We start from the raw sequence: 22,423 nt of genomic DNA on the forward strand, positions 1-22,423 counted from the left end.
TTGTTGATTGTCCCATAAATCCCTCAGTTGGGCAGGCAACGCCCCGGAATGCGGAATACTGCATGTAAAAGCATAATGTATTACCTTCGGAGAAAGATTGACTTTACTATGGATTTTGGTCGTGTTGATCCGGCACTGCTGGACGAAATAGATTTCAAACTGCCGGCTGAACCGGCTTTTAATAAAACAGCATTAAAGGGTAAGCCCGTTAAGAAGCCAAAGATCTACCTCGGCTGCGCTAAATGGGGCCGTAAGGAATGGATAGGAAAGATCTATCCGAAAGGTACCAAAGAGGCCAATTTCCTGGATGAATATGTGCATCATTACAACAGCATCGAGCTGAATGCCACGCATTACAAGATCTATGGACCCGAGGCGATCGAGAAATGGGATGTCCGTGCCCAGGGTAAGGATTTTAAATTCTGTCCCAAAGTGCCACAGTCCATCAGCCATTACAGCAACCTCATAGACGCTTCTTTGCAAACCACTTCTTTCCTGGAAGGTATATTGGCCTTTGGCGACCATCTGGGGCCGATATTTCTGCAGGTGAGCGATAAATATTCTCCTAAAAGGAAAGACAACCTGTATCGGTATCTCGAAAGTTTGCCGAAAGACCTGCAATTCTTCCTTGAAGTACGCCATCCTGACTGGTTCAGTGACGCCAAGACGAGTGAAGAGCTATTCAGCACCCTGCATAAACTTAATGTTGGCGCTGTTATTACCGACACGGCGGGCAGGCGGGATTGTGCACACATGCATATGCCTATTGCGAAGGCCTTTATCCGCTATGTGGGCAACAGCCTGCACCCGACCGACTATGTCCGCATCGACGATTGGGTGAACAGGATGCATTACTGGCTGCAACATGGGCTGCAGGAACTGTATTTTTTCATGCACATGCACGATGAGGCTTACTCTCCCGAACTGACTGTTTACCTGGTAGATATGATGAAGGAAGTTTGCGGAATTGAGTTGCAGAAACCACAGTTTGTATCACAGCAGAATACCTTATTCTGATTGTGTTTGTGTTCCAACTTTCTAAATATTATTTTTACTGCCTGAAAAGGGAAGTTTAATAATATGCGAGATAAGCTTAGGGGATTGGCCCGTGATCTGACGGGTACATTATATGACGATGACACCATGCGTACCCTATACGCGACCGATGCATCTGCGTACCGGGAGATGCCGCTGGCAGTGGCTATTCCGGCAAATGAACAGGATATCAAGACATTGATCTCCTTCGCCCGTGCCAATAAGACATCACTTATTCCACGTACAGCCGGTACCTCCCTTGCAGGACAGGTAGTTGGAAACGGAATTATAGTAGATGTTTCAAGAACCTTTACTAAGATACTGGAAATCAATACGGAAGAACACTGGGTAAGAGTACAGCCAGGCGTCATCAGGGACGAGCTGAACATGTTCCTCAAACCTTACGGCTTCTACTTCGGACCGGAAACCTCGACGGCCAACAGGGCGATGATCGGGGGAATGGTCGGTAATAACTCCTGCGGCTCCAACTCCGTAGTTTATGGAAGTACCCGCGAGCACCTGCTTGAAGTTAAGGCCATCCTCAGTGACGGATCGGATGTGGTGTTCAATGACATCTCTATTGACGAGTTCCATGCCCGTTGTGAAAAAAATGACGGCAGCCTGGAAACGGCGGTATATCGTCAGATCCGTACCATGCTGGGCAACCATAATAACCAGGAAGAGATCCGCAGGGAATTTCCTAAACCCAGCATTACCCGTCGTAATACCGGGTATGCGGTCGACCTCCTCTTGGAGACCGCTCCATTCACTGCCGGTAAAGAAGATTTTAACTTCTGTAAACTAATAGCGGGTTCCGAAGGCACCCTTGCTTTCCTGACGGAGATCAAACTGAATGTATCTCCGCTGCCACCCAAAGAAACCGGGTTGTTATGCGTTCACTTCAACACCATCGATGAATCCCTGCGCGCCAATATTATTGCCATGCAATATAAGCCCAGCGCCAGCGAACTGATAGACCATTTCATACTGGAATGTACCAAAGATAATATTGAGCAAAGCAAGAACCGTTTCTTTGTACAGGGCGATCCCGGCGCCATCCTCGTGGTAGAATTCTGCCGGGATACCCGGGAGGCCGTTACGGAAATAGCAAACCGTCTTATAACTGAATTACAGGCAGCCGGACTGGGTTATCATTTTCCCCTGCTGTTCGGCGACGATACCAAGAAGATCTGGACCTTGCGTAAGGCGGGCCTGGGATTGCTGAGTAATCTGCCCGGCGATGAAAAGGCGGTTCCTGTAATTGAGGACACTGCGATCGCTATTGAAGATCTTCCGGATTATATCCGCGACTTCAACGACATCCTGAAAGGATATGGGCTCCATGCCGTTCACTATGCACATGCCGGTAGTGGTGAGATCCACCTGCGCCCTATCATCAACCTGAAAACTGAGGAGGGTAACCTGCTGTTCAGGAAGATCGCAGAAGAGATAGCCACCCTCGTAAAGAAATACAATGGCTCCCTCAGTGGAGAACATGGCGATGGCCGTCTGCGCGGTGAGTTCATCCGTCAGATGATCGGGGAGAAAAACTATACGTTACTACGTGACCTGAAATATACCTGGGACCCGGAAAATATCTTCAATCCTAATAAGATCGTCGATACGCCAAGCATGAACAGTATGCTGCGTTATGAACCCGGTCAGAAGGCGCCGCAGTTGAAAACGGTGTTCCACTTCCCGGAGCAGACCTACCTGCAGCATGCGGAGCAGTGTAATGGTTCGGGCGACTGCCGTAAGACAGAAAAGAGCGGCGGTACAATGTGCCCGAGCTACATGGCTACCCGCAATGAAAAGGATACTACCCGTGCCAGGGCCAACATCCTGCGTGAATTCCTGACACATTCCAATAAAGAGAACCGTTTCGATCATAAAGAGATCTATGAAGTATTAGACCTCTGCCTGGCGTGTAAAGGCTGTAAATCAGAATGCCCATCTAACGTGGACATGGCCAAACTCAAAATGGAATTCCTTCAGCATTATCATGATGCCAATGGTGTTCCCTTCAGGGCTAAACTGATCAGCAACTTCACCCGTCTCAATGGTCTCGCAACCATCGCACCAGGTATCTATAACTGGATGGTGAATACACCTGCAACCAGTAACCTGATCAAAAAGACTTCCGGTTTTGCGCTGAAACGGTCTTTGCCAGAATTGCAGTCAACTACACTCAGAAGCTGGTTTAATAAGCAGTGGCCGCGTGAAAGGACAGCACCATCTACCGTAAAGAGAAAAGTATACCTGTTCTGCGACGAGTTTACCAACTTCAATGACACGCACGTCGGTATCAAGGCGGTAAAACTGTTACACCGTCTCGGATATGATGTACAGATGATCGCACATCCGGAAAGTGCCCGTGCCTGGATGTCGAAGGGACTGCTACGTAAGGCCCGTAACTTCGCCGAAGAGAATGTACGCATCTTCAGTGAGGTGATCAGTAATGATGTGCCTTTACTTGGTGTAGAACCTTCTGCTATTCTTAGTTTCCGGGATGAATATCCTGATCTGGTTAGGGAAGAGTTTAGAGAAAAAGCGAGGAAGCTGGCTCCGAATGTATTGCTGATAGATGAATTCCTGAGTAAAGAGGCAGCGGCTGGCAACATTCCTGCAACGCTCTTTACCAGTGAAAAAAGGCAGATCAAACTGCATGGGCATTGTCAGCAGAAGGCGCTGTCCACGCCACAGCACAGCAAAAATATCCTGTCCTTACCAGCCAATTATTCTGTAGACATTATTCCTTCCGGCTGTTGCGGTATGGCCGGTTCTTTCGGGTATGAAAAGGAACACTATGATATCTCGATGCAGATCGGTGAGCTGGTGTTGTTCCCTGCAGTACGTAATGCAACGGAAGAAACGATCATTGCAGCACCTGGTACAAGTTGCAGGCATCAGGTGAAAGATGGTACTGGCCGTAAGTCAAAACATCCGGTAGAGATACTGTTCGAAGCATTGATATAAAGATCCTTCTTACAAAAAATAAAAGGCAGACCCATAACAGGTCTGCCTTTACGTTTTTAAACACAATCGGCAACTTACAACCTGATCGTATCAGGTAAATATTTTGCTATAAGGTTCTCGTAGTATGGCTTTAATTCGCTTATTACCGGAGGTTTCGGGCTCTTCGAATAGAGGTCATACGGATTGAATTTCTTTACCCATTCAAACATTTCATAGTCATGCTCATTCATCAGATGCGCGTAAGCATCTTCACGATGCTGTGCATAGAAAGAGTGATAGCGGATCATGTATAATGCCGGTTCCGGCAGGTAATCCTTCATCATCTGATAAAGATATTCGTCGTGCCCCCATGAGAGGTCGACTTCATTCAATCCGCAGTTAGGTTTATAAATTCCGTATTTGGTATTATAGCGTTCATCCTTTGCATCCGGGTTGTCTGCAAAGAATTCAGGATAAACAATTTTGTCGGAGAACTGGCAGCCTACAGGGAAGGTATCTCCTACTACCGCCCATTGTGGTTCACCGAACAGGCAAAGTACCTTGCCCATATCATGAATAAAGCCGGTCAGTACGAACCAGTCAGGATGTCCGTCCGCCCTGATGGCTTCTGCTGTTTGTAATAAGTGTTGCAACTGGTCCAGTTCGATATCCGGATCGGAGTCGTCCACGAGTGTATTGAGGAATTCCATTGCACCCCAAACAGGCGTTTCCTTTCTGTTGAAAGCCAGGAACTCTTTCTTCTTTTGTTGCACGAAATCGTACGTCTGATACTTATGATTCAAGCGGTAGAACTCACGCACGGTGTCTCTTTCCGGATTATCATAATTTCTGTATTCCTCTTTGGATTTGGCCGTTTCAGCAACTGCTGGCTCAGGATAGCGCAACAGCACATCATCTTCCCATTGTTCAATGCTTTGCAATGGATTTAATTCTTCACCAGAAAAGTTGTTTGAGTTCATAATTCGTGGATATTGAAAATGTTGGAGAAATAGATCGTCTGCAAGTCTAATTTACAAATTTCAATCGATTTCTACAAATTATTTAATACTACAACTTTATATTGATAACAAGTTAATTTATAAAGACATAGCTCGTCAATACCTACTTGATTCAGTAGTCTATAACCTACTATTTACTTTCGGCTGACATATTTCAGGCCATTGATAAAAAGGGGCGTTTTAATGCTCATTGCATTAAAACGCCCCTTAATTTGATAATCGCTCACTTAGCGCATAATAGCCTTCTATTTACCTTCTTCAGTGGTCCGGATAGCCATCGAAAAGGGTCATTCTATATATGTTAAGGCCTTCTAACCCGGTATACAGCCATTGAAGCGCTTTCCGGGTATTTAGCCAACGACTACCAGAACACGGTATACAGTGCCACCAATATTCCCGTAATGATCACACTTCCAACGATGAACCCTGGTGAACTGCGGAACATGGATTTATCGATCTCGATCACCCGCTGCTGATCTTTACTTCGTTTATCCAGAAGTGTCATCACGATCATCAATACTATCAGGAAGACAAATACGATAGTCATACGGTCCAGGAACGGATAATCAGGGAATGCACCGTTGGTCCATACAGGGAGGAACTTCAGCACTGTAGACAATGGAATGGTCAGCAATGCCGCCGCCAGAGCAGCTTTGGAGGTAGTACGTTTCCAGAAGAAGCCCATGAGGAATATAGCCAGCACGCCTGGAGAAATGAAGCCTACATAATCCTGGATAAACTGGTACGCCTGATCCAATGTTGTCAGTGCCGGTGCTACCAGACTGGCTATCACCATTGCAACGATCACCGTAATACGGCCCACTTTCACCAACTGTTTTTCAGTTGCTTCCTTATTGAAATAGCGATGGTAGATATCGAGTGAAAAGATGGTAGAGATACTGTTTGCCTTGCCTGCCAGAGAAGCTACAATAGCAGCTGTCAGTGCAGCGAAGGCCAGTCCTTTGAGGCCTTGCGGCAGAAGGTTCATCAGCGTCGGGTAAGCCCTGTCCGGTTTTACTATGCCGGCTGCGTCCTGAAGCTCTGTAGTAAAGACGCCTTCCTTAAACAATACGTAGGCGCAAATACCTGGTAATACGGCAATTACAGGAATGAGCAACTTGAGGAAGGCAGCGAACAGGATACCGCTGCGGGCTGTCTTAAGATCGGCGCCTAATGCCCGCTGGATGATGTACTGGTTACATCCCCAGTAATTCAGGTTGTTGATCCACATCCCGCCGATCAGTACTGACAGGCCGGGCAGATCTTTATAATAAGGATGATCTGACGAGAAGATCATATGAAAATGCGAGTCAGCCTTTTCACGTACGAGCGTCAACCCTTTCAGAATATTTTCACCATACCCGAAGTGTGTCGACACCATACGTAAAGCCAGGTAAGTCGTGGCAAGTCCGCCTATGATCAGTACAAAGACCTGTATCACATCCGTATAGCCGATCACCTTCATCCCTCCCAGCGTTACGATCACTGCAAAGACTGACAACCCGACAATACACCAGAGGAATGGTATCCCGGAAATAGCCGTTATAGCCAGCGCTCCCAGATAAATAATAGAGGTAAGGTTCACAAATACATACACCAGCAGCCAGAATACAGCCATCACCGTACTTACGGTAGAGTTATAACGTTCCAGGAGGAACTGCGGCATGGTGTAGATCTTGTTTTTAAGATACACCGGTATAAAAAATACGGCCACAATAATAAGTGTAGCGGCAGCCATCCACTCATAGGTGGAGATGGCCAGTCCAAGTGCAAAGCCGGAACCCGACTGCCCGATGAAGTGCTCCGCCGAAATATTAGATGCGATCAGCGAGGCCCCGATGGCCCACCACGTAAGCGAACCTTCTGCCAGGAAGAAGTCTTTTGTATTGGCCGTTTTCGACCTCTTACGTTGATAGATATAGTACCCGTACCCGGTCACTATAATAAAGTAGATGAAGAATACCAGGTAGTCCCAGTATTTTAAGTGGTGTGTATCAGTCAATTGGCCCATATTTGGAATTTGAAGTCCGCAGATAACCATTTGCAGACCGTAGCATTATGTTTGATAATATAAAAAGCGGGTTAAGATACTTAAATAAACATTATTACAATAGCCCCCTAATGTAAATGATAGCACTACCGGGAACAGGTGGATGATTTTTACATATATTTACTCATATGTTAGAAGTAGACAAAAAAGAAGCGTACCTCTTACAAAAGGCTGTCCGTCAATGGGAATCCGACTCTCTGATCACACCAGAGCAGGCAAACCGGCTAAAAGAGACCTGGCAGGTAAGGCAGGGCGACTGGCAGGTAGTGACGCTGTACATTTTCATAGCGGCTGTCTCCTGTGCCCTGATGGCCTTCGGCTCCCTAGTGCTGGATGAGAAATGGATAGAGGTATTACGTCTCAAATTTTCTCTCACTGATGGCATTATTTCCACACTTTTTGCGGGGCTGACGGTATTCCTTTGCTTTCAGGGCTATCGCCGGCAGCAAAAACAGGCTGAATATACTCTGAGCGGGGAGTTATTCTGGCTGTTGCCTGTGCTAAGTGTTGGTGTAAGCGTAGTCTATCTTGGTAAAACGTTGCAATATCTGCATGGTAACTACGGCGTATTCTGGCTGCTGGCCACTGCTACCTATGGTATACTGGCGCTCTTGTTGTCTTCCAGGCTGCTGTGGACTTCCACGCTGATCTGCCTGATCCCTGCTTACGTAAAACTGACTTATTATTTAGCCGACGATAAGGCATTCTTTCTGGGTATGAACCTCCCCTGCCGGATGATCCTGCTGGCATTTATCATGGTAGGCCTTCACCAGCTGTTTCGTAATAATCGTTTATACAAGCAGGTAAAAGATATTACCTGGATAGGCAGTTGGCTGTTATTGCTGTTGTCGGGCTGGATGATCTCTATTTTCGGTAATTCTGCCTCCTGGGAAGAATGGCAGCATGTAAGGCAGGTACAGTTACTTTGGTGGGTGGCCGCATTTACCATGTTATGTGTATTGGTGCTGGTATGGGGTATTAAAATGCATGATCCGATGGTCAGGGACATGGCAGTGTTATTTTTGCTGCTTGACCTCTATACCCGTTATTTTGAATATCTCTGGGACCGCACCCATAAAGGACTTTTCTTCACGATACTGGCGGTTTCTTTTGCATTGATAGGTAAACTGCTGGAGAGACGGTTGAAAAAAGCCAGGAATTAGGAACAACACAAAGATCTCTGGCTACACTTTCAATTCCTAATTCCTGATTTGAGCTTATTTCGCTATCAGCACTTCTACTTCCTTCACCTGGTACCTGCCGGTATCATGGAAACTCCAGTCATAATTTGCTGTGATCCAGGAGCGTAGTACGGACAGGAACCTTTCCAGTTCCTGATCCAGTTCTTCGCCAAATGAAGGCAGCAATTTCTCCAGTGCGGTAAACAATTTCACTTCTTCATTATGCATTCGCACCGTTTCATTTACAGCATCCTGTAAGGAGATATTGCGTTCATGTTCGAGTACTAATACAAGGTTATGTACATCTCCCTGTCTGGCTTCTTTAGCGCAGGAGAAGATGTCGTTGGCCCAGCATACAATGTTATTGCAGGCCAATACGAGACGTTGTACGATAAAATGTTGCAGGATGTGAGCGGGGAGATAGACTTTTTCGATGATCTCAATAGCTTCCACATCGGCGAACAATGCTCCGGTATAAGGGCGCATGGTGACGTATTCCGCTACAGTCGGCGTAACGCTGGCCGCCCTGTTGCCTGCTTCCCAATGGCAGGAAGTAAAATACTCTTCCATACTACGGATAAATCGCGTCTGCCATGCAGTGTCTCCGATAGCCTGCATACGGTCCCATATGTCGGTAAAACTCCTGCCTAGAATGGTGTCAATAGGTGTATTATGTTTCAGAATGTCCATGAAGCCGTCCGTAACGTGTTCCAGGGAGACTGCTTTTTTGCCCAGTTGTGCTTCGTCGCACTGATCGTCCAGCATGAACAACCATGTATTGAAGTTGGCAATGATACACAGTTCGTGAAAATCTGCATGTGGAAATGCGCGGGCGGCCAGCCAGGCGAAGCGTGACCTGTCAAAACGGGCTAAAGCTTCAGGTGTCGTAATAAATCCGAAGGATTGTACCCACTGGCGGTTTTGTTCGTGAGCAGCTGTTACAAATTGGTTAATAGAAGAGGGGAACGGATAGACTATCCGTGGCAAGGTGATCGTTGGCATAGTAAAAAATGGTTAGGAGGTGAATGGGCCTTTTCAGACCCGTAATTGGTCAATTACTCTTTGAAAAGCCAGTCGGAACCAGCTGGTAAATTGCTCCGGTACCTCTGCCATTAGCCGGATGATCTCGTTTACGGGTAAATAATGATATGCATGCACTTCCCGGGGATCCGGGTTGATCGCTCCGTTATAGGTGCCCACCCATACATGGTCGTATTCATGTTCTATAAGACCATTGTCAAATTCTGTGCGATAAGTAAATTGGAATAGTGCGCGTAAGGGACAGTCAAATCCCATTTCTTCCGAAAGGCGCCGGTGAGCTGCCGCTTCTACAGTTTCACCCGGCAACGGGTGACTACAGCAGGCATTTGTCCATAAGCCCCCGGAATGATATTTATCGAGTGCACGCTGATGTAACAGCATTTCACCCTGATCATTAAAAATAAACACTGAAAAAGCTCTGTGAAGTAATCCCTTTTCGTGTGCTTCCATTTTTTCCATTAATCCTGTCTCCTCATCCAGCTCATTCACCAATATAACCTGTGCTTTCATAAAATGACAAATATATGGTTCAAAATTTATGTAAACGAATTCCGGCTGGCATAAGTACCCTTATAGCAGCAACATACCGTTGCCCGGTGGGGAGTGGATGCTCATCATAACAGGTGTCTTTTAAAGGTGACGCTTAAATTTTGGTTGCTGGATTTTCAATAGGGATATTGCTGACGACAGCGGCGGGTTAAAACTTATTGCTTCAAATTACGCATTTATTTGTTCATTTTATCCTTTGCGTTTGTTCATTTTATCTGTCCGGTGCTGCCCTTTTGCCTTCCTCCCTGCAAGTTTCATTATATTTGCATCTATGGCAGAAGATCTGAGCATAGTTAAAGGAGATAAGACAGCAGAATATCAGTCTATTATTCCGCAGATAAACGCGCTGGTAACCGGCGAACCCGACCTGGTAGCCAATCTGGCCAACACAGTAGCTGCATTGAAAGAACAATTCGGTTGGTTCTGGGTAGGATTTTATCTTGTAAAAAGTGATGAACTGGTTCTCGGTCCCTTTCAGGGCCCTGTAGCCTGCACCCGTATTAAAAAGGGCCGCGGTGTATGTGGCACCAGCTGGGCAGAAGCAAAAACCCTTATTGTACCCGACGTGGAAGCATTCCCCGGGCATATTGCCTGCAGCAGCCTGTCGAAATCTGAGATCGTAGTTCCTGTCATCCGCAATGGCCAGGTAATAGGTGTATTAGATGTAGACAGTGACAGGCTTGATCAATTTGATGAAACCGATAAACTCTTCCTGGAAGAGATCGTTGCATCCCTCGATTTCCAAGTGTAACATTTTAGAACAGATCATAACGCTATGTTCTTTTTCCGTAAAAAATCCGATAACACCAGTGCTCATATTCCATTCCTCGCAGGAATAGAAACTGATATCCATTCACATCTGGTACCGGCTGTGGATGATGGCGTCCAGGACGTAGAAACGTCTGTCCACTTCATTGAAACATTGCATGAACTGGGTATTAAAAAGGTCATTACCACACCACATATCATTGTAGACCGTTATCCAAATTCAGCTGAAACCATCAGCGCTCCTTTCCGGCAGGTAAAGGAAGCTTTGAAAGCGAAAGGAAGTCCTGTAAGCTTTCATCATGCAGCAGAATATTACATGGATGAATATTTTGAAGAGCTGATGAAATCCTCCCGCCTGCTTACTCTTAATGAAGAGTTGCTGCTTGTGGAGATCTCATTTATGTGTGCGCCGCCTCAATTGCACCAGTGGTTGTTTGAATTATCAGCACAAGGATACAGGCCTATACTTGCCCATCCTGAACGTTATAATTATTACCATCAGCAAACGGATGAATACATGACCTTCAAACAGCGGGGCTGCTATCTGCAGATAAATCTGCTGTCGCTGACAGGTTATTACGGCAAACATATCCAGAAAGCTGCCGAGTGGCTGATAGACCAGCAAATGGTAGACTTTATCGGCACTGATCTGCACCATGAGAAGCACCTTCAGGCTATCAAAGGCATTGCAAAAGATAAAAAACTGGTGAAACTACTGGAAACCTATCCATTTAAAAATAAGACACTCACGACTACCTCCCAGGCTATAAAATAATTTACTCAACATGATAGCAGTGATCGGTTTGGGCTACGTTGGCCTTCCTTTGGCCATCGAGTTTGCCAAACAATACGATGTGCTGGGATTTGATATTAATGAAGCCCGTGTACACGAACTCGCAAATGGCCAGGATAAAACCCGTGAAGCGAATATAGAAGACCTAAAGGCCGTAATTGAACAAGGGAAACAATCACATGCTACAACCGGCTTGCGGTTCTCCTCTGATAAGGATGAGTTGAAAGCACATCAGATATTCATCGTTACCGTTCCTACTCCCATAGACGAGTTTAAATCGCCCGACCTGACCTTTCTGCTGGCTGCTTCAACAATGCTGGGCAGCATCCTGAAAGCAGGCGATATCGTAATATACGAGTCCACTGTCTATCCCGGCTGTACCGAAGAAGATTGTGTTCCTGTGCTGGAAAAGTCGTCCGGTTTGCGTTATAACGAAGATTTCTTCGTGGGCTATTCTCCCGAACGTATCAATCCAGGAGATAAAGTCAATACATTGACCAAGATCAAAAAAGTAACAAGCGGTTCTACACCGGCAATAGCCACAAGTATTGATAAGTTGTATGCATCCATCATTACTGCAGGTACACATAAAGCACCCAGCATCAAGGTGGCGGAAGCCTCTAAAGCAATTGAGAACGCCCAGCGTGATATCAACATATCTTTCGTGAACGAGTTGGCGCTGATCTTCGACCGCATTGGTATTGATACCAATGACGTAATAGAAGCAGCCGCCACCAAATGGAATTTCCTGCGATATAAACCCGGCCTGGTAGGCGGGCACTGTATAGGTGTGGACCCTTATTATCTGGCGCATAAGGCAGAAGCCCTGGGGTACCATCCACAGGTGATCTTGTCCGGTAGAAGGGTCAATGACCAGATGGGGTATTTCGTGGCGAATAAGATCGTCAAACTGATGATTGAAAAAGACCACAAGATCAAAGGCGCCAAAGCCCTTATTATGGGTATTACGTTCAAGGAAAACTGTCCTGACGTACGTAATACAAGGGTAGTCGATATCTACCACGAGCTGAAGCAATATGGCCTCGATATTACTATATACGACCCCTGGGCCGATGCGGAGGAAGTGAAGCAGGAATATGGGCTGCATATCATTAACAGCCTGAATGGCAACGAGGTATATGACGGTATTGTTATCGCTGTTGCACACCGCGAATTTCTCGGCTTTAATTTTAATAAACATGCGCGGAACAACGCAGTCATTTTCGATACCAAAGCGTGTATAGACCGGGATCTGGTAGATGGCCGGTTGTAATACTGCCGCAGTCCATGTACAATAAAAAAAGGCGATATTATTAAATATTGCCTTTTTTTATGTACTGAATCAATTAGTTATAAAAAGATTCCTTAACTTTACTTACGTCAGTTTGCTTTTATATAAAAGTCCAAAAATCCCATATCTTTCTTCCAAAGCCACACACAGATTGTTATTATTACTATCGACCTTATCATGCAAGGCTTAAAAAGCAAGCCAATTTTTAACCATTAGAAGACGAGTCATTAACCTAATAAAGATTCCCGAGGCCAGCCTGAACGCTGATCTTAGGGGATAAACCATGTACCATGAATACACCTTATCCAGTAGCCTCTGGTACACATGAGGCCCCCCTGTCGAAAATCCTGTTGGTAACAGGAGATGCAGCGATTTTACGCAAGTTCCGTCAGCAGTTAATGCCAATGTATGAAGTAATTACGGCCAACACCATTGCAGAAGGTGTCCAGTTAGCTCACAGGCAGCAACCAGATCTGATCATGTGCGATGTATTAGTGGCCGATACCTCCGGCTATCAGTTCCTGATCACCCTTCGAGATGATCCTTCTTTAAAACATCTTCCTTTTATCCTTTTCAACCGGTTAAGTGTTACACCTAATGTCAGAAAAGGCATGAACCTGGGTGCGGACGATTACCTCGTCTATCCGTTCAGCGGTGAAGAATTACTGAAAAGCATTCAGTCCCGCCTGAACAGGTATCATCACATCCGGGAAACTTTAGCTGCCAATAAAACGGCTATCATACATCCTATCCATGCGGACGGACGGGGTACCGTTATCAATGAGCGGTTGAGTAAGACAGAAGCAAAGATCCTGGATATGATCGCCAGGGGGATGAGCAGCAGGGACATTGCTTCTTTCAAATGCATTAGTGTACGCACGGTCGATAATCACCGGCATAACATCACCAAGAAACTACAACTCTCAGGCCCGAATGCCCTTGTAAAATTTGCTATTGGGTATGGCGGTACGATGAGCAGGTAAACGACCGTATTTCGGGCTAAAACAGCTGGGATACACCGGAAACATTACCGGAGGCCTTCTTATGCCTGCCACACAGCATATTACATAACAGAAAAATAAAAGAGCGTTCATGTGAACGCTCTTTTTATGCAGAGGAAAATTAAGTTCAAAAAAAAACGGCCAACCATGAATGGAAAGCCGGTCTTTCATCCATTGTTTGTTAACCCCAGTTACCGAATCCGATTTGGTAACTGGGGCTACCCTTACAAGGATTGTTAATGCAATATTAAGACTTTGTTAATTAGAAAGTTGTTAATCCTTGGTTAACGAAAATTTATTCTTGCATCATCTTTGTAATACGAGGTGACACGTTTGTTGGATAGTATAAACACGAAGTAACCGGTTGCATATTTACGCATGATGTTTTTTTGCCAGATTCACAGCATATTTTGCCTTTATCCGATTTAGCGAGCCAGTAGTCCGAACAACAGTCAATACATTTTTAGTTTGATTTTTCAGACTTTGAAAATGATCGCTTTTACGTAAACAATGTCCGGAAAAACGTAAAAACTTACAATATCCTGACACAAGACAGCGCCAATCTGTAGTTATGAAGTGTTACATATCGGCCAAACTGCGGTATGGTTGCTTCTTCCGGCTATTTCTATTTCTTGCAGATGATCTTATCCTTAACCGTCCTACGGCTTTCCTACAGCCCAGAAAATTGCATTGCGAAACAAAGTCAGATATGCCGTGTTCTCAAACAGGTCCGGAGAATGGCCCATGAAAATATAGATATTGCGAGCCTTATAGGCAGGATTGGTCCAGATTACAGGATGATCTCCCATTTTCTTGTCAGACGCAGGTTTATAGGAATTCTCATCAACGTTCGCCAGTACATGTACGGCGGGTCGGGGGCTCCTGTCATACGTATACCACTCTTCCGTTTTTATATTAAAAACAGCAGGCACGCCCTTGAATACAGGATGTTTAGTGTCTTCCACATGTACGTCGCCTGCTGCAAATTTGGCGATGTAGTCCTTGAAACGGATCTTCCCCATAAAGTCGTAGAACCAGGGCCACAAACCATATCCGTCAAACTCACCTAACAAAGTGGCATGATGGAATCCGATCCAGCCTCCTCTCCCTTCGGATACATACTGCTCAAATGCCTTTACGGCATTCTCTTTCCAGGCATACGGCGGATAATCCAACTGAATGAATAACTGGTATTGGGCCAGAAAAGTACTGTCTATTTTGTCTGTGTTATCGATGTAGTCAATAACAAATCCACTGTCGGCCGCCAGTTTGTCCAGCCATACTTTTGCCGTCTTCGAATAAGCGATGTGATGTCCTCCGTTCTCTGCCAGCGCCAGTACGCGGAAACGAGGCTTAACGGGTTGCATAGCCAGTAAGGAACAAAGGCCTGCCATAACGGGAATGAAGAAAACGATCTTCCTGAAAATAAGTTGCAACATGATTATTATGATGATAAGTGATCCTTACAAAATAACACATCCCTGCAATAATACTATAGCCTGGCCTGGCTTTCTGCATGTTTACAATTACATTTTCCGGGTAATGAATTCCCTGGTTGTGCCAGCACCTGTAACCGCCGTATGATCCTCCTTTTAAAATTAATCTATCACTTTCTATATCAAAAACTTAGATCTGCTAAACGGGGCATAGTATTTGGGGTGCCTTGCTTATTATAATCATCAAAAAGGTCTACAATGCCTAATTCAAAACAAACAACAGCAAAAGAAGCAACTAAAAGTACTACTAAAACAGCTCCGGCTAAAGAATCTGCGGCTAAGAAACCAGCCAAAGAAACTGGCGGTAAGGGCCTGAAAGCCCCATTGACCCCAAGTCCGGAATTAGCAGCTGTTATTGGTAGCGATCCGTTGCCAAGAACCGAGATCACTAAAAAGATCTGGGATTATATTAAAGAGCATAATTTGCAGGATAGCCAGAACAAACGCATGATCAATGCTGATGACAAACTGAAAAAGGTTTTCAACGGCAAGTCTCAGATCTCAATGTTTGAACTGGCCAAAGAAATGAATCAACACGTGAAATAATTGTCAACCCCTTATCTTACTAATACGAGGGTACCTTGTTGTATTATGGGTTGTTGCTTACTATCAATGTAGGCGACAACCCATAACTACCCTTTTATGGTTATTGTTATTCGATCTCTTTCAGAATTCTACCAGGATTTCCTACTATCACTACATTATCAGGTACGTCTCCCGTTACCACAGTTCCCGCTCCTATCACCGACCAGCTCCCGATTTTTACGCCCTGTTTTATGGAAGATCCTATCCCGATGTGCGTTCCCTCTCCCACAGTAACATTACCAGCTAAGGCTGCATTAGGAGAAATATGAACATAGTTTGCCAGTTTGCAGTCATGATCAACCGAGGCATTCGTATTGATGATGGCATGCCGGCCAATGCTTACACAACTATTAACACTCACTCCGGCCATTACAACGGTCCCCATGTCAATGGAACACCGCGTTGAAATATTTGCTGAAGGATGAATGGCATTCCCCCATTGGCAGTTCATTGTTTCTGCCAGCTTTTTGCGTACCGCGTTATTACCAATAGCCAGGATAATTTTTGCTGCATCAGTTACCCGTGCAGGGTCCCACCTGCCCAACACCGGATATCCCAATAACTCTTTCAGATCCGGATTATCGTCAAATATGCCTGCACAGTTATACTTAAGCACCTCCAGTATTTCGAGGACCACTTTTGCATGACCGCCGGCGCCACAAATAAATATTTTTGGGTTATCCATGCCAATCGCTGTTTTTATGGACCTGCCCTTCATAAAAAAAGGCAGACTGTTTAAATATATTGAATAATATTTAAACAGTCTGTCTTAGCAATTAAAGTGCCATCTCAGATAACCTGGTTCCGCAGATGTACTTTATCAGCAGTATTTAAACGCTCTTTCACAAAATCCACATCCCTGATATAGATTGTATTGCTCCGGCCCAACGCCTCGCATTTGATCAGTTCTTTATTCAAAGGATTATAAGAATACGGCATGAAACCATATTCCAAAAGCGCGTCATGATTTTTTCTGTTCTCAATACCATACCGTTCACTCAAACCATTCAATTCGATAATAATCGCCTTCAGGTTTTGATTCTGAAGTGTTTTTTTTGCTCCCTTTAATACCTCTGTTTCAAAGCCCTCCACGTCAATTTTCAGCAATATCGGCGACTGCTTTTCCAGTATATTGTCAAGTGTGTCCATATTGACCTTGACCGTATCCGTAGCTTCATTTTCAACTACCACGTGATTAGTAGTATCCAGAGAGATCGTAAAATCAACCACTCCCGTAGTGGCCCCTAAAGCAATATTTAACGCATGTACTCTGCTGCCGATATCGTTGATGCGGACATTTGTCATCAGGTTCGTATAGGCAGAAGAACCGGGTTCAATAGCAATGGTGTTTGCTTCTTTGTCTGCCGACGCCAATATAGTATACCCTCCGATATTAGCGCCTGCATCCACAAAAAGATCGCCTGCCCGTAGTAAATGAAGTAAGAAGCCCATATCATGGAACTCGTGCAGCCCACAATATAAATTTCCGGTAGCACCATACATTCCTTTCTGTACGATGAGTTTCGATTTTGCCGTAAACTGATAAATAACCGGATAAGGCATGATCCGCGTAGTGATCTGCCAGCCTATGAAACGTAACAGGGTCCGGAGTTTATGATCAGTACATAACGGATGATTCGTCAGATATTTTAACGTAGTCAGAATGCTCATGTTTGGCATAATTCCGCAATTAAGTTCACATGAATATTTGGTGTACCTGTTTTTCTACGATCGTGCTAAACTCCTCCTGCCCGTCCTAAAAACTACTTCCTGTTTAATTAATCTACAACATATTTTCCGACAGAAAGTTCTTTTATCCCGTATAAACATTACTGATAATTTTTTATCGCACCAACACAAGTGTTCCCTGTTGTTTTACCGGCTGCCCTTTACTATTATTGTACGTTAGCAGCCAGAGATAACTGCCTGCAGGCAGATCAATCCCTTTCTGCGTGCCATTCCATCCTTCATCCGGATTGTTCGTCTCAAAAAACAGATTCCCCCATCTTCCATAAACAGCTAATCTGAAAGCAGTCACAGCATCATTTACCCTCACCCGGAACACATCATTGACACCATCCCTGTTCGGACTAAAAGCAGTGGGAATATATACTGCACAATCACGTAACTCCATATCAATATCTGCAAGCCCTTCCACAATACACCCGTGACTGTCAGATACGCTGTAATCATACCGGCCTTCATCAAGCCGCTTAAATATACTGTCCGATTGTACGATATGTTTTGTAGGAAGACTATATTGGTAAGGAGGCGTCCCTCCCACTGGCGTCAGAATTATCTGCCCGTCATGCACACTGCTACAGCTTGTATTTTTTGTTACAACACTTTGCAGTTCCAACCTGGGCGGATCACTAACGGTGATGTCATCGAGCATGTTATAACAACCACTTTCGTCCTCGACTTTCACATAATAATTACCGGAAGGCAGATGAACAAACTCAGGCGAACTAACGCTATTATCGGATCCGTTGAAGAAATAACGGTAAGGTGGCTGCCCCCCGGTTGTATTTATTCGCACACTATTCTCATCTTCACCATTGCACAGTCCGCCTGTTACGAAGTAAGAACTTGACAGATCGGATTCCTGTATGTCAATTTTTCCGGAGATCTTCAAGCCATTTTTTGCTGTTACCTGAACTTTATATTCACCCGCAGGCAGATCAGACAAATGGCTGGTTGTTTCACCGCCGGGAAACCACTCATATGTAAAAGGGCCTGTTCCGGACAGCACCTTGACCGTAATATTTCCGGTATTTCTTCCCTTGCAGGTGCTTGTAGCAGCAATACTGATCTGTGGCACCTGCTTCAGCTCGGGCGACAAATTATCGATCAATGCCACCGACCCATATGCACTGTTACACTGCATCGGTAGTACCGTCGTATAAACGGACAGGTATTTATAGTTTCCCGACGGATTAATATTAGCGGAATAACGTTGCCAGTCGGTATGATAGAACGCACCTGAGTTCCATAACAGTTCAGCCGTATCTCCGGGACTGTTACCTCCATAAATGGAAACGTGCCCGTAACAGCCTCTATACACGTAGTCAGCATAATAGGCAAGATCAAATGAAAGCATATAAGATCTCCCTTCCCGCATTTCGCTGGTCAGTTCCTGCGCGATGCCCTCCAGGTATCCCGCTCCACTATGTAGTCCTACGTAAGATCTTCCATTAGTAGGCGGTACGTTCACCTTATACATACCGGGTTGAACATCGGGCGTCTCGCCGGCAATGACCCAGCCTGCAGGCGCTTTGTTATCCTTTGGCTCATCTTCCAGTGAAGGATTGACAAGCGGAATATCCTGGCCGGCAGCATTAACTGCCAACATACCAGATACCAATAAACAATAGAAAAACTTCAGACCGGTACAGGTTAATGGTTTTTCTCCAACAAAGAATGGTCGGCGGCTTGCGCGCACGGTATTCCATTGCCGGGATAGACGGACAATGATTTTCATAGGATCATAGGATAGGTTACCAACTACTTACAACCTGGGTTGTAAGGGTCATTCATCAGGAATAGTAAATTCGATTTTCGCAATCAAATATACAAAAACCACTATATAAATAGTGGTTTGAGACAAGAAATATCTAAAAAATAAACATACGTGAATATAGCAGCTTCAATATATTAGCGGACTCACCAGTCCTTACCTGCCACAGTGGCCCGGCTAAGTATTGCATTTGCGGGTAGTGAATAAATGAGGTCGGTCTTCAGTGATTGCAGTAATTTCAATCTTTCTCTTCCTTCCGGAGAGTTCCTGCCACCTTTCTGGTATTTTTTATATGATACCACTGATGTTTTATATACTGTCCACATCTGGGTTAACTTGGACACCAGTGCTTTTTGTTGTTCAGTTTCCGCCAACTTGTAAGCATCACCGATCAGTTTATCGGACTGCGTCAGATAATCATCCGGTACAGATGCCAGATAAGACGGATTAAAAAATGTGACCCTGCTGCGTGTATCAGAATTGCCATTATTGGCAAATATGTCCTGCGACCAGAACTTCTCCCATATCGCATAAAAAGCCTTCAACTTTGCTCCTCCCTGTTTACCAGCGGCATTGGTATACCAATCATTCAGCAAGGCGTCCACATCCTGGTTAGGGTTCCATAACAATTTTGCCAATACCCAGGCTTTAGGCCCTTCCCCCCAGTTAGGATACAGCTCACCATAATAATATTTCACTTTATGGTCATTGCCCCAGCTTAAGTATTCTTTCATGGAATGGAACCAAACCCGTGGCACCAGATAAGTATTGCCATAGACATAATCATACCATCCCAGTGTCTGTGCAGCCTGTTCCCAACGCTGCGTTAACCCCTGATCAGTTTTCTTCAATCCGTCATTCCCCCAACGCATTCTTTCAAAGGCGATAAACGGAATAATATCTTTATCTACCTTTTTGTCTGACGGAGGTTCCGCTACAGAAGTATACGCGAGCACTGTATATTTCTTGCCGGGATATACCTTTCTTACTTTACTGATCACATTATTGGCCCAGGAATAATACTGGTCAGACGCGTTGGCAAATCCCATTACGTTCTTCTGCGCCATACTCCTGGCATTGGTAGTGTTGGCAGCCGGTTCATTGAAGTTGCCGGAATCATTGATGCCCAAAGAAAAATTCGTTACACTCTTATTCCTGTCAAACCAGTTCACGATTTCCTTTGATGCCGCATCTGCAATACCAGCTGCACCGAAATCAGGCTGCCAGGCCTGATCATTATTATCTTTAGGCAAAAGCTTTTTTCCTTTTACCATCGGATAGAATTCAGGATTTGACCGGGTATATTTGGCAGGCGGGAACAGGTTCTTAAGATTGTGAGACACCTCCACACGGCCTCTCAGCCTGTTCACCCTTCCCCATTGATTTAAAGGGGTCGTATTCTTCTCTATAACGATAGGAGATAATGTGCGTGATAGAAAGACAGGGTTTTCGACAATCTTAACAGAAGGTATTTCCAGCGTGCTCAGTTTCGGTATTACTGTTCCCAGGTCTGTAGGCAGTAACCACCTCACCCCTACAAATCTTTCCAGGAAATCATAGACCCCGAATTCCGTTCCCCAGTCGCTTCCCCCGAGGATCACGAAATTATTGGCATCAATTGTCTGTAAGAGAAATCCATCTTCATCCAGCGAAACATTTCCGATGCCGCTGTATGCACCTTTACCAACATACAGGTTCGATGTTCCCTGTTTTTGATTACTGACAGGTACGGTAACACCGGTGCTTTTCTGCAGATATAACTGCAATGTCTTTACCGCTGCCTGTACCTGCGCACTTGCATCCTTTGCTATAACGATCCCGGATACCGCGACCTTGTTTTTGATGATCACAATAGCCTGTACCTTGCTGATAAAAACGCCCGATAATACTGCCAGTAATAAAAATGTCTTTCTCATAACCTTCAGTGATTTTTGTACAACCACATTTTTACTTATTGCGGCACCTTCCTGTTACACCTTCTGTGGCTGCATTATTTCATTGAATACATTTACTACCCTGTCCAGATCATGTTTTGTCAGGTTCGATCCGCTTGGTAAACAAAGTCCTTCGTCAAATAATTTCTCTGACACGCCATTTGTATACGAAGGGGTTCCTTCAAAAACCGGTTGCATATGCATAGGCTTCCACAATGGTCTTGACTCTATATTCTCTTTTTCTAACGCTATTCTTATTTCTTCTCTTGTAACGCCGTTACTTTCCGCTGGATTGATCAATATAGTGGTCAACCACCTGTTGGAATAATATCCTTCCGGTTCTTTGACAAAAGAAATGCCCGGAAGTTCATTCAGCTGATTAAAATAATATTCATAGTTATTTCTCCTCTGCTGCACACGCTCATTCAGCACTTCCATCTGTCCCCGTCCTATACCTGCACATACATTACTCATCCGGTAATTATACCCTACGTGACTATGCTGATAATGCGGCGCTGCATCTCTGGCTTGTGTCGCCAGAAAACGCGCCTTCTTTATGAGGCTTTCATCATTGCCAACAAGCGCACCGCCGCCGCTCGTTGTGATGATCTTATTGCCGTTAAAACTGAGTATACCCAATTGTCCGAACGTACCACATGCCTTATCCTTGTAAAAAGAGCCCAATGCTTCCGCTGCGTCTTCAACAACGGGAATGTCATATGTCGCTGCAATGGCTAGTATTTCATCCATCTTTGCCGGCATACCGTATAAATGTACCGGAATGATCGCTTTCGGCTTTTTTCCCTTAGCCAACCTGTCTTTAATAGCTTCTTCCAGCAGTGCAGGGTCCATATTCCAGGTATCTTCCTCACTATCCACAAATACTGGTACAGCCCCCTGGTACGCAATAGGATTGGCTGACGCTGAAAATGTCATACTCTGGCAGATCACCTCGTCGCCTCTTTCAACACCCAATAAAATAAGCGCCAGGTGTAATGCCGCTGTTCCAGACGATAGAGCGGCCACATGCCCTGCACCTGTATAAAGTGCCAGGTCACGCTCGAAACCGTCCACATGAGGCCCTAAAGGGGCAATCCAATTCGTTTCAAAAGCTTCCTGCACGTACGTCAGTTCCTTACTGCCCATATGAGGAGACGACAACCATATTTTTGTATTCACACTTTTACTATTTAAAGTTTTAATATCGT

At 45.0% G+C, this 22,423-nt stretch carries 18 protein-coding genes; 8 read left to right on the forward strand and 10 right to left on the reverse strand.

Annotated elements, in window-relative coordinates; all coding sequences use genetic code 11:
• The first annotated feature begins 108 nt into the window (after positions 1 to 108).
• Together C7475_RS04935 and C7475_RS04940 are read left to right on the forward strand one after the other, a co-directional pair.
• On the forward strand, positions 109 to 1,017 hold the full coding sequence (locus C7475_RS04935) for a DUF72 domain-containing protein (RefSeq protein WP_110051716.1): 909 nt from the start codon (positions 109 to 111) through the stop codon (positions 1,015 to 1,017).
• A gap of 63 nt (positions 1,018 to 1,080) precedes the next feature.
• Positions 1,081 to 4,011: an FAD-binding and (Fe-S)-binding domain-containing protein gene (locus C7475_RS04940; RefSeq protein ID WP_110051718.1), complete on the forward strand. Its 2,931-nt coding sequence runs from the start codon at positions 1,081 to 1,083 to the stop codon at positions 4,009 to 4,011.
• A 74-nt stretch (positions 4,012 to 4,085) separates the two neighbouring features.
• On the opposite strand, the gene C7475_RS04945 is transcribed toward C7475_RS04940, so the two are convergent.
• On the reverse strand, positions 4,086 to 4,970 hold the full coding sequence (locus tag C7475_RS04945; protein ID WP_110051720.1) for an inositol oxygenase family protein: 885 nt from the start codon (positions 4,968 to 4,970) through the stop codon (positions 4,086 to 4,088).
• Between the two features lie 400 nt (positions 4,971 to 5,370).
• Complete coding sequence (locus C7475_RS04950; protein ID WP_110051723.1) at positions 5,371 to 7,020, reverse strand: sodium/sugar symporter; 1,650 nt, start codon at positions 7,018 to 7,020, stop codon at positions 5,371 to 5,373.
• Between the two features lie 167 nt (positions 7,021 to 7,187).
• Between C7475_RS04950 and C7475_RS04955 the strand changes: the two genes are divergently transcribed.
• On the forward strand, positions 7,188 to 8,222 hold the full coding sequence (locus C7475_RS04955; protein ID WP_110051725.1) for a hypothetical protein: 1,035 nt from the start codon (positions 7,188 to 7,190) through the stop codon (positions 8,220 to 8,222).
• Positions 8,223 to 8,276: 54 nt separating this feature from the next.
• Here the strand turns inward: C7475_RS04955 and C7475_RS04960 are convergent, their stop codons facing one another.
• Both C7475_RS04960 and idi read right to left on the reverse strand, forming a co-directional pair.
• Positions 8,277 to 9,242 carry a (-)-gamma-cadinene synthase gene (locus tag C7475_RS04960; protein WP_110051727.1) on the reverse strand — a complete coding sequence of 322 codons (966 nt, stop codon included), beginning with the start codon at positions 9,240 to 9,242 and terminating at the stop codon, positions 8,277 to 8,279.
• 33 nt (positions 9,243 to 9,275) lie between these two features.
• Positions 9,276 to 9,791, reverse strand: coding sequence for an isopentenyl-diphosphate Delta-isomerase (idi, locus tag C7475_RS04965; protein WP_110051730.1), 516 nt, complete (start codon positions 9,789 to 9,791; stop codon positions 9,276 to 9,278).
• 310 nt (positions 9,792 to 10,101) lie between these two features.
• On the opposite strand from idi, the gene C7475_RS04970 reads away from it, so the two are divergent.
• The 4 genes from C7475_RS04970 (at position 10,102) to C7475_RS04985 (ending at position 13,665) form a co-directional block, all read left to right on the forward strand.
• Positions 10,102 to 10,581, forward strand: a complete 480-nt coding sequence (locus tag C7475_RS04970; protein ID WP_110051732.1) for a GAF domain-containing protein — start codon at positions 10,102 to 10,104, stop codon at positions 10,579 to 10,581.
• Positions 10,582 to 10,605: 24 nt separating this feature from the next.
• Positions 10,606 to 11,373: a tyrosine-protein phosphatase gene (locus C7475_RS04975; protein ID WP_110051735.1), complete on the forward strand. Its 768-nt coding sequence runs from the start codon at positions 10,606 to 10,608 to the stop codon at positions 11,371 to 11,373.
• A 10-nt stretch (positions 11,374 to 11,383) separates the two neighbouring features.
• Positions 11,384 to 12,664 (forward strand): nucleotide sugar dehydrogenase, encoded by a 1,281-nt coding sequence (locus C7475_RS04980; RefSeq protein WP_110051737.1) that lies wholly within the window; start codon positions 11,384 to 11,386, stop codon positions 12,662 to 12,664.
• A gap of 308 nt (positions 12,665 to 12,972) precedes the next feature.
• Positions 12,973 to 13,665, forward strand: coding sequence for a response regulator transcription factor (locus tag C7475_RS04985; protein ID WP_110051740.1), 693 nt, complete (start codon positions 12,973 to 12,975; stop codon positions 13,663 to 13,665).
• A gap of 677 nt (positions 13,666 to 14,342) precedes the next feature.
• Here C7475_RS04985 and C7475_RS04990 read toward each other — a convergent pair.
• Complete coding sequence (locus C7475_RS04990; RefSeq protein ID WP_110051742.1) at positions 14,343 to 15,122, reverse strand: ThuA domain-containing protein; 780 nt, start codon at positions 15,120 to 15,122, stop codon at positions 14,343 to 14,345.
• Between the two features lie 255 nt (positions 15,123 to 15,377).
• On the opposite strand from C7475_RS04990, the gene C7475_RS04995 reads away from it, so the two are divergent.
• Positions 15,378 to 15,725: an SWIB/MDM2 domain-containing protein gene (locus C7475_RS04995; protein WP_110051745.1), complete on the forward strand. Its 348-nt coding sequence runs from the start codon at positions 15,378 to 15,380 to the stop codon at positions 15,723 to 15,725.
• 106 nt (positions 15,726 to 15,831) lie between these two features.
• Here the strand turns inward: C7475_RS04995 and C7475_RS05000 are convergent, their stop codons facing one another.
• The 5 genes from C7475_RS05000 to C7475_RS05020 form a co-directional block, all read right to left on the reverse strand.
• Positions 15,832 to 16,449: an acetyltransferase gene (locus C7475_RS05000; protein ID WP_233259763.1), complete on the reverse strand. Its 618-nt coding sequence runs from the start codon at positions 16,447 to 16,449 to the stop codon at positions 15,832 to 15,834.
• A 104-nt stretch (positions 16,450 to 16,553) separates the two neighbouring features.
• On the reverse strand, positions 16,554 to 17,444 hold the full coding sequence (locus C7475_RS05005) for an FkbM family methyltransferase (protein ID WP_110051747.1): 891 nt from the start codon (positions 17,442 to 17,444) through the stop codon (positions 16,554 to 16,556).
• A 163-nt stretch (positions 17,445 to 17,607) separates the two neighbouring features.
• Positions 17,608 to 19,245 (reverse strand): gliding motility-associated C-terminal domain-containing protein, encoded by a 1,638-nt coding sequence (locus C7475_RS05010; RefSeq protein WP_110051749.1) that lies wholly within the window; start codon positions 19,243 to 19,245, stop codon positions 17,608 to 17,610.
• A 182-nt stretch (positions 19,246 to 19,427) separates the two neighbouring features.
• Positions 19,428 to 21,197, reverse strand: coding sequence for a DUF4838 domain-containing protein (locus C7475_RS05015; protein WP_110051751.1), 1,770 nt, complete (start codon positions 21,195 to 21,197; stop codon positions 19,428 to 19,430).
• Positions 21,198 to 21,251: 54 nt separating this feature from the next.
• Positions 21,252 to 22,394: a DegT/DnrJ/EryC1/StrS aminotransferase family protein gene (locus C7475_RS05020; RefSeq protein ID WP_110052817.1), complete on the reverse strand. Its 1,143-nt coding sequence runs from the start codon at positions 22,392 to 22,394 to the stop codon at positions 21,252 to 21,254.
• Positions 22,395 to 22,423 lie beyond the last annotated feature (29 nt).

Origin of the sequence: Chitinophaga sp. S165, from assembly GCF_003182155.1 — a bacterium.
Taxonomy (GTDB): Bacteria; Bacteroidota; Bacteroidia; order Chitinophagales; family Chitinophagaceae; genus Chitinophaga.